The following is a 10,218-nucleotide window of genomic DNA, read 5'->3' as shown; positions in this document are numbered from 1 at the left end:
GATTAAAGTTAAATTATTTATTGTCGGACTGGTTATTGAAAATCAGCTAATTGCAAACTAATGCTCAAAAGCGGGTAAAAATTTAATCTTGCTTCAAAATCCGTTTAACGAGTAAATTTCGTTGTTTATCGACTAAATAATAAAAGTTACATGTTTGAAGACGGGTCTTGCAGCACGTTTATTTAACCTCATTTCCTATGGAAGCATTAGTACATTATCAGAGCCGGGGAGGCTGGCAGCTTTGGAGCCGGACAAGAGGAAGTAACGCTACCGGGGCGCGGGCCTCGATGGTGCGGCTGTTTCTGTTCAACCTACTACTGGCGGGCCTGGCCCTGAGCCCGCGCCTGGGCTGGGCGCAGTGCGCCACCGCGCCGGTCACGCTGGACTTTAGCACCCGCACCGCCGGCGAAAACTGGAAAAACCGGACCACCGAGCCGGTGCCCGGCGCATACTCCTTCACGCAGGTGGGCACCACCTACACCTCGACGCCCGCCAACGCCGACGTGGCCCTGGTCACGGCCGCCCTCAACGGGGTGCAAACCCTAGGCTGGTCGGCAGACTATACTGCGACAACTAACTCCTCGACGGTTACCTTCAACTTCAGCCGTGCCGTGTCAAACCTGAGCATTCGGGTGCAGGATATTGATGCCGTTTTTAATCCCTCGGCCTTTCTCACGCCCAGCAGCGGCTGGGTAGATGAGGTAACGTTCACGGGGGCCAATGGGGCGACGCCCGTAGCAGTACCCACGCTGACGAAAGTTAATTCCTCATCTACCTTCTTCACCATCGCGGCTAATACGGCCACCGGCAACGTAACGGCGGGCAACAATACCAACCCGAGCAATGCCTCGGTTATTGCCACCTACGGAACGGACGTAACTTCTATTACAATCCGCTACCGCAACCTGACGGCCGCCAGCTCCATCAGCAGCCAGTCGATTGGCATCGACCAGATTAGCTGGTGCCGCATTCAGCCCACGGCGGCCAATGTGACTACCCCCACGCTCATCAGCAGCCTGGGGCAGCAATCTATCAGCGGCCTGAACGGCACGGCCGATGGTACGCCTTCCTATACCATTCTATCGGTGCCGGCCAACGGCACGCTGCAGTACAACTCGGCGGGCTCGACGTACACGGCCGTGACGGCCAACCAGACCATCACGGCCGCCCAGGCCGCCACGCTGCGCTACACGCCCGATGCCGCCTTTACCGGCAGCAGCACCAGCTTCACCTACCGCACGACGGACGACGCCAGCCTGACTTCGTCGACGGCTACCTACACCATCCCACTGCAATACATTGCGCCCTGCACCACGGCTACCAATACCCTTAGCTTCGGCACTCGCCCAAATAACGAGGACTGGAAAGCCCACACGGCTCTGGGCATACCCGCCGGCTCGACGGTAACCACCGTAAGCTCGGGCAGCTACTCGGCCAGCGCGGGCACTTCGACGCTGCAAATCGGCACGGCCAACAGCGCTGCGCTGGTGTGGAACAACGACTATTCGGGCACCGGCCGTACCTCGTCGGTGACGTTTACTTTCAACCGGGCGGTGAGCAACTTCGCCGTCCGGATTCAGGACATTGACGCTGCAGCGGGCTTTACTGACGTGGTGACCTTTGCGGGGGCCAACGGGGCGTCGGGCGTAACGCCGACGCTGGTAGCCAGCAATCCCAGCGCGGGCGTCACGAGCATCAGCGGCAACGTGGCCACCGGCACGGCCAACACCGACAGCCCGGTAGACGGCACCGTGACGGCCTACTTCCCCAGCGCCATCACCACCCTCACCCTCACCTACGCCAATGGCACCCTGCAGGCCGACCCCGGCAACCAGCTCGTTGGTATCGACCTGTTTAGCTTCTGCCGCCAGGCTCCCTTGGCCAACAACGTGACGACGAGCAGCGTGCTGACCAGCGCTGGCCAGCAGCCCATCAGCAGCCTGAGCGGCACGGCCGATGGCAGCGGCATCAACTCTTACACCATTACTACGTTGCCGGCCAACGGCACGCTGCTCTACAACTCGTCGGGCACAACCTACACGGCCGTAACGGCCAACCAGACCATCACGGCGGTCCAGGCCGCCACGCTACGCTACACGCCCAATGCGGGTTTTGCCGGCAGCAGCACTACGTTCACTTACCGGGCCATTGATGACGCCGGGGTACTGTCGGGCAACACGGCTACCTACACCATCCCGCTGCAATACATCGCGCCCTGCGCCACGGCTACCAACACCCTGAATTTCTCGGCCCAGCCCGCCAACGAGGACTGGAAAGCCCGCCCCGCGACGGCCGTGCCCGCCGGCTCGACCCTGACCACCGTGAGCTCGGGCAGCTACTCGGCCAGCGCGGGTACTTCGACCCTGCAAATCGGCGCCATCAACGGCGTAAACTCGCTGGCCTGGACCAACGACTACTCCGGCGCCGGCCGTACGTCGTCGGTGACCTTCACTTTCAACCGGGCCGTATCGAACTTCACCGTGCGCATCCAGGATATTGATGCCGATGCGGGCTTTATTGATGTGGTCACCTTTGCGGGGGCCAACGGGGCGACGGCCGTGACGCCGACGCTGGTACTGGCCAACCCCGGCGCGGGCATCACCAGCATCAGCGGCGCGACGGCGACCGGTGTGGGCACCACGACCAGCACCGTGGATGGCACCGTGACGGCTTACTTCCCCAGCGCCATCACCACCCTCACCCTCACCTACGCCAATGGCACCGCCCAGGCCGACCCCAGCAACCAGGCCATCGGCATCGACCCCTTCACCTGGTGCCGCCTGGCCCCCACGGCCAACAACGTGACGACGGCCCCGGTGCTGAGCTCCGCCGGCCAGACCAGCATCAGCCCGCTGAGTGCGACGGCTGATGGCAGCATCAGCACTTACACCATTACCTCGCTGCCGGCCAACGGCACGCTGCAATATAATTCGGCGGGCACGACGTACACGAACGTAGCCCTGAACCAGACCATCACGGCCGCCCAGGCCGCCACGCTGCGCTACACGCCCGATGCCGCCTTCACCGGCAGCAGCACCAGCTTCACCTACCGGGCAACGGACGATGCCAGCCTGCTGACTGCTAACACGGCCACCTACACGATTCCGCTGCAATATATTACGCCCTGCACCACGGCTACCAACACCCTGGACTACTCGACCCGTCCGGTGGCCGAAGACTGGAAAGCCCACGCCGCCCTGGCCGTACCCACGGGTTCGGCGCTGACGACCATCAGCACGAGCGGCTATGCCAATAGTGCCGCTACGACCTCGACCTTCCAAATCGGCACGGCCAACGGCGTGACCGACCTGGTGTGGAACAACGACTACTCCGGCGCCGGGCGCACCTCGTCGGTGACCTTCAACTTTAACCGCGCAGTAAGCAACTTCACGGTTCGCATTCAGGATATTGATGCCGATGCGGGCTTTATTGATGTGGTCACCTTTGCGGGGGCCAACGGCGCGACGGCCGTAACGCCGACGCTGGTACTGGCTAACCCCGGCGCAGGCATCACCAGCATCAGCGGCAACGTGGCTACCGGCCAAGTCAGCACCTCCAGTACCGTCGATGGCACCGTGACGGCTTACTTCCCCAGCGCCATTACCAGCTTCACGCTGACTTACGCCAACGGCAATGCCGCCGCCGACCCCGGCAACCAACTCATTGGTATCGAAACGATGACCTGGTGCCGCCTGGCCCCGGTGTCCGCCAACATCACCAATACCAGCCGCCCCAGCGGCCAAGCCGCCACGGCCATCAACGCCCTCTCGGCCACGGCCGATGGCACGGTGGCCAGCTACACCATCATGGCGCTGCCCCCGGCTGCCCAAGGCAGCTACTTCGTGAATGGCGTGGCGCTGACCACTGCCAACTTTCCCGGCCTAGTGCTCACGCCGGCCCAGGCCGCGCAGCTGACGTTCGCGCCGGCCGCCGGCTTCAGCGGCAACGCCGGCTTCTCGTACTTTGCGACCGATAACGCCAACATTGTCAGCAACACGGCTACCTACACCATCCCGGTAACCAATACCGGCGGGGCGGGCACGCCCGCGCTCTGCGCCACGCCGGGCAAAGACGGCTCGCCCACCCTGGCCGTGAACCCCGATACCTACTACCCCGGCACGGCTTCGGCTGCGGCCGGCGCTACGTCCATCACGGTGGGTGCGGGCACCATTGGCGGCGCCCCGGGCATTGCCACGAGCATCGTGAAGGGTGACCTGCTGCTGGTTATCCAGATGCAGGGCGCCGACATCAGCTCCAGCAATTCTGATGCCTACGGCGACGGCGTGAGTGGGGGAGGGGCCAGCGGCAACCTGAGCACCAACTTCACGGCCGGTACGTATGAATACGTGACGGCCAGCAACACCACGGCCATCACGGCGGCCTCGGGCGGCACTATCACCCTGGCCTCGGCGCTGGTGAACAGCTACAGCAGCGCCGCCTCGACGAGCACGACCGGCCCCCGCCGCTTTCAGGTGGTGCGGGTGCCGCAGTTCGGCAACCTGACCCTGGGCGGCACCATCACGCCCACGCCCTGGAACGGCAGCGTCGGCGGTATTCTGGCCATCGACGTGGCTGGCCAAACCAACTTCGCCAACAACACCATCAACGCCTCGGCCCGGGGCTTCCGCGGCGGCGGGGGCCGCATCCAAACGACCTCCAGCGCTAACTCGACCGACTACGTAACCACGACTTCCTCCGACCTCAACGCCCAGAAGGGCGAAGGCACGGCCGGCAACCCGCGCTTCGTGAACGTGCCCACCACCCCCGGCGACGCCAGTACCAACGCCCTAGTGGACCTCACGGCCGGTACTTACGCCGGCGGTAGCGCCGGCCGCGGCGCCCCCGGCAACGCCGGCGGCGGCGGCAACGACGACATCAACAACAGCGGCGGCGGCGGCGGCGCCAACGGCGGCTTTGGCGGCCGCGGTGGCAACAACTTCTCGGTGAACCTGCCCATCGGCGGCGAGCCGGGCGCGAGCTTCGACGTGGTGAGCAGCAGCCGCCTCGTGCTGGGCGGCGGCGGCGGCGCTGGTACCTCCAACGACGGCACCGGCACGCCCGGCAGCGGCCTGGCCAGCGCCGGCGCGGCGGGCGGCGGCATCGTGCTGCTGCGCACCGGCACCATCACCGGCACCGGCACCATCCTGGCCAACGGCGGCAGCGCTAACAACACTCTCGCGTACGACGGCAGCGGCGGTGGCGGCGCCGGCGGCAGCATCCTCGTGACGGCCAACACCCCGGCCGGCCTCGCCAACCTGACCCTGCGCGCCAACGGCGGCACCGGCGGCAACAACACCGGCGTGAACCCCAGTAGCGCCCCCGGCAGCGGCCCCCACGGCCCCGGCGGCGGCGGCGGCGGCGGCGTGGTGCTGACCAACGGTAACGTGGCCGCGGCCACCGTGCTGGGCGGCGCCAACGGCACCACACAGGGCACCCCGGCCGCCTTCGGCGCCACGGCCGGCGCCAACGGCGTGAGCAACCTGCAAATCAGCCCCAGCATTGCGGGCAGCACCTTCGGCACCCTCTGCGTGGCCGACGTAACGACCGCCCTCACTGGCCCCTCGACCCTGACCCCGGCCCAGCCCTCGGGCACCTACACGGCCACCTTCACCAACGAAGGCCCGAGCACGGCCCTGAACGTGACGCGCACCGTGACCCTGCCCGCCGGCGTCACCAACATACTGGTGAACGGCGCGCCCTACACGCCCACCACGGCCAATACCATTGACTTCGGTACGGCTTCGTCGCTGGCCAGTGGTGCCAGCTCTAGCTTCACCTTCAGCTTCACGCCAGCCACCACGGCCACGGGTACGCTGAATATCACCAGCAATGTGGGCGCCGACAGTGGCCAGGGTATCGATGTCGCGGCCAACTCTTCGACCATCATGGCCACGGTGCCGGCGGTGGCCGATGTGGCGGCCAGCATCACGGCTAGTCCGGCCGCCACGGCGGGTTCGCTGGCCGCCAGCGGCACGCGCTTCACGGCCACGTTTACCAACAACGGCCCGACGGCCGCCGCTGGTGTGGCTGCCTCGGTGCAGCTGCCGGCCGGCCTCACCAACGTGAACGCTACCAACGGCGGCAGCTACAACAGCACGACCGGCCTGGTGACTTACGCCGGCCTGACTTCGCTCGCCAACGGCGCGACTACGACCTCCGTCATCACCTTCGACGCGCCCGCCAACGGGCCGGTAGTGGCCACGGCCAACATCTCGACCACCACCAGTCAGGCCACGCAAACGGCCAACGACCGCGCCAGCGCCAGCCTGACTATCAACCCGGCCTTCGACCTGACCACCACCCTGAGCGGCCCCGCCAGCAGCGTGGCCGGCGACTTGGTTACCCTGGCCATCACGACCAGCAACGCCACCACCAGCCCCAGTGCCGCCAGCACCGTGGTGCAAACGGCCCAGCTGCCCACCGGCCTCACCAACGTGTACCTGAGCAACGGCGGCTTCTACAACGCCACCGCCTCGGCCACGACGGTTACCTATAATAGTGTTGTGTACAGCGTGCCCGCCGGCGGCGTCATCTACCCGCCGCTGGCCACTCTGCCCGCCGGCCAGTCGGTAGCCAACACCGTGAGCTTCGTGATGCCGGCCACCGGCTTCGTGCCCACGGCCACCGTGACGCCCAACACCAGCGGCGCGGGTGAAACCAACACTGCCAACAACACGGCTTACCTCAACGGCGCGGCCAACGCGGCCGCTCCCGGCGCTACCCTGACCGTGGCCGCCCCCACCGGCAACCCGGCCAACGTGTACACCCGCCTCACTTCCTCGACTACTACCGTGGCAGCCGGTAGCCCGGTTACCCTGACCGTGACCACCGGCAACAACGGCTCGGCCACTTCGGCCGGCGGCTCGGCCACGGGCGTGGTGCAGATGGTGCAGCTGCTGCCCGGCTTCACTACCGGCACGCTGCAGGTAGATGGCCAGACCGGCTCATTGAGCGGTAACATCATCACCTTCAGCACCAGCGGCGCTACTTACAACACGACCACCGGCATGCTGACCTTCCCGGCCATCACCCAGGCCAGCGGCGCCAGCGTGAGCCACAGCATTGCCATGACGGCCCCCGCCAACGTGGGCAACAACGGCCAGCTACTGGCCACGGCCTTCGTGACCGAAGCTAATCTGGACCCCATCGCGGCCGATAACGTGGCCTCGGTAGCCATTGGCGTACTGACGGCTACCGAGCTGGCTACCACCGTCACCGGCCCGGCCACGGCCGTGGTAGGCCAGCCGGTTACCTACACCGCCACTTTCGTGAACAACGGCCCGATGACAGCCGCTGGCTATAACGTGGCCGGCACCCAGACCAGCGGCGTCATCCAAACCGCGCAGTTGCCGGTTGGCCTGAGCGGCGTGACCATCACCGATGCCAGCGGCGCGGCCGTGACCGGGGCTGCGTACAACGCGACGACCGGCCTCGTGACCTTCCCGACCCTGACCACCGACCCCGTGGGCGCCATGCAGGTGTACAACCTGAACTTCCTCGCCCCGGCCCAGAGCCTGACGGTGCGCAGCAGCGTCACCACTGCCTCGCCCGATGGCACGCCCGCCAACAACAGCGCCAGCGTAGCCACCACCATCAGTCCGGCCGCCGACCTGGTGACCACCGTAACCGGTCCGGCCACCGCCGTGATTGGCAACCCGGTAACCTACGTGGTGAACACGACGAATAACGGCCCCTCGGCCGCGGCCAGCGTGGTGCCCACCCTGCAGTTGCCCACGGGCTTCACCGCCGCCACCATGCAGGTGAATGGCCAGGGCGGCTCGCTGAGCGGCAACCTCATCACCTTCAGCGATGGCTCGACTTACAACACGACCACCGGCCTGGTAACCTTCGCCAGCACCAGCAGCCTGCCCAATGGCAACACGGTGACGAACCGCGTGGCTTTCCTGATGCCCAACGCGGCCGGTGGCCAGCTGGCCGGCGTGGCCTCGGCTACCTCGACCACCACCGACCTCAGCCCCGGCAACAACGGCGGCAGCGTGGCCACGAGCATTGCTCCCACCACCACGGCAACGTCGGACCTGGTAGCCACCGTGACGCCCTCGGCTGCTTCGGTAGCTGCCGGCAGCCCGCTGACGCTCACAGCTGTATTTACCAACAACGGCCCCGATGCCGCTGCCAGCGTGATGCCGACGATGCAGCTGCCCGCCAGCCTCACCGGCGTGACGGTAAGCAACGGCGGCACGTACAACGCCGCCACCGGCCTCGTAACCTGGCCTGCCATCGCCAGCCAGGCCAACGGCAACGTGCAAACCTACACCGTGGCCCTGACGGCCCCCGCCAGCGGCCCCCTGACGGCCGTGGCCGCCGCCAGCTCGAACACCAGCGAGCCCGCCAACGGTACCGCCCTGACCAACAACTCGGCCAGCACCAGCGTCACCATCACGCCGGTATTCAACGAGGTAACGCGCCTGAGCGGTCCGGCTACGGCCCTGCCTGGTACGTCGCAAACCTACACCGTGACCACGCTCAACAACGGTCCCTCGGCCACCGCCAACGCCACCACCCAAACGGTGACGCTGCCCGCCGGCGTGACGCCCACCAACATCACCAACAGCGGGGTGTACAGCAGCGGCGCCAACACCATCACCTGGACCATTGCGGCCGGGCAGGTGGCCGGCGCCAACGGGGCCGTGGCCAATAGCTTCACTATCACGCAGCCCGTCGCCGGCGCTACCATCACCGCCAGTGTGACTTCGCCCGGCGAAAGCACCACGACCGACAACGGCGCCAGCATCACCACCACCGCCACCAACCGGCCGCCCACGGCTGCCGCCGTCGTGAACGCGCTGCAAAGCCCCACCGGCAACACGGCTGCCAACAGCCCCACGGCCATCTACGGCACGCTCATCTCGCCGCTGGCCGCTTCGGACCCCGAAAACGCCCTCAGCAGCACCGCGCCCTACACCATAGTGAGCATTCCGGCCGCCACGCAGGGCACGCTCTACTACAACACCAGCGGCAGCACCTACGCCGCTGCCACGGCCGGCCAGACCCTGACCGCCGCTCAGGCCGCTACCCTGCGCTTCCTGCCGACGCTGAACTACGTGGGCAATGCCATGTTTACCTACCTGGCCACGGATAACGCGGGCAACCAGTCGGCCACCGTGATGTACACTCTGCCGGTTGGTCAGGACCAGGCTGCCGCCTACACCAGCATGCCCACCAAAGGTGGCGCCAACCCCTACCAGAACGGCGACATCATCACTACCATCGTGGACCCGAACGGGGCCCGCTACAATGCCGCCGGCCGCGTGTACGACGCCACCACCGGCGCCCTGCAGGCGGGGGCCTCCAACGGCCTCGCCGCCACCGGTACCAACGCCGTGCTGACGGCCGGCATCCTGCCCCCCGGCGTGAGCCTCGACCCGGCCACCGGCCAACTCTACGTATCGAACCGCAACCTGTTGCCGCGCAACGCTACCACTACCGTGGTGAGCATTACCACCACCGACGTGAACGGCGGCGTGAGCACCGTCATCCAAACCATCACCCTCGGCGCCTTCCCGCTGCCGGTGGAGCTCACCGAGTTCACCGCCCAGGCCCTGCGCAACGTGGATGGCCTGCTGAAATGGACCACCGCCAGCGAGAAAAATAACGACCACTTCGAGGTGGAGCGCAGCGCCAACGGCCGCGAGTTCAGCAAGATTGGTGAGGTGAAGGGCCAGGGCAGCAAAGCCAGCCCGACCGACTACGCCCTGACCGATACCAACGCCGCCAAGCTGGCCAGCACGGTGTATTACCGTCTGAAACAGGTAGATGCCGATGGCACCAGCAGCTATTCGCCGGTGCGCGCCATCAGCTTCACCAAGCCCACGATGCCCAGCATCAGCCTGTGGCCCAACCCGGCCGTGGACGAGACGAACGTGGACCTGAGCCAACTGCCGGCCGGCACGTACGACGTCAGCCTGCTCGACGCCACGGGTCGCACCATTGTGGAGCTCAGGCTCGATGCGGGCCTGACCCACCGGGTAGACCTGCACGATGTGGCTAACGGCGCCTACTTCATCCTGGTGCGTGGTACGGGCAGCAACGCGGCCATCAGCCTCACCAAGCGTTTGTCGAAAAACTAACGGCGCATCAACCGCAGCTACCGAAAAGGGCTTCTGAGTTTCAGAAGCCCTTTTCTTATGAATTTTTGATGAAGATTTGTCTCGCTATTCAGTTGGCTGAAATTCAAGAATTCTGTGAAGTTTAGCA

Annotated in this window: 1 protein-coding gene; it reads left to right on the top strand. The window is 65.9% G+C overall.

Features of this window, described 5'->3' with window-relative positions:
• The first annotated feature begins 197 nt into the window (after nt 1–197).
• The gene (locus Q5H93_RS06750; protein WP_305005745.1) at nt 198–10,091 is read left to right on the top strand and encodes a T9SS type A sorting domain-containing protein; all 9,894 of its coding nucleotides are present in this window, start codon (nt 198–200) and stop codon (nt 10,089–10,091) included.
• The last annotated feature ends 127 nt before the right edge of the window (nt 10,092–10,218 follow it).

The sequence above is a fragment of the Hymenobacter aranciens genome (assembly GCF_030580865.1).
GTDB classification, from domain to species: Bacteria; Bacteroidota; Bacteroidia; order Cytophagales; family Hymenobacteraceae; genus Hymenobacter; species Hymenobacter aranciens.
The sequence above is the reverse complement of the archived record's forward strand: the minus strand, read 5'-3'. Positions and strand labels throughout refer to the sequence as shown.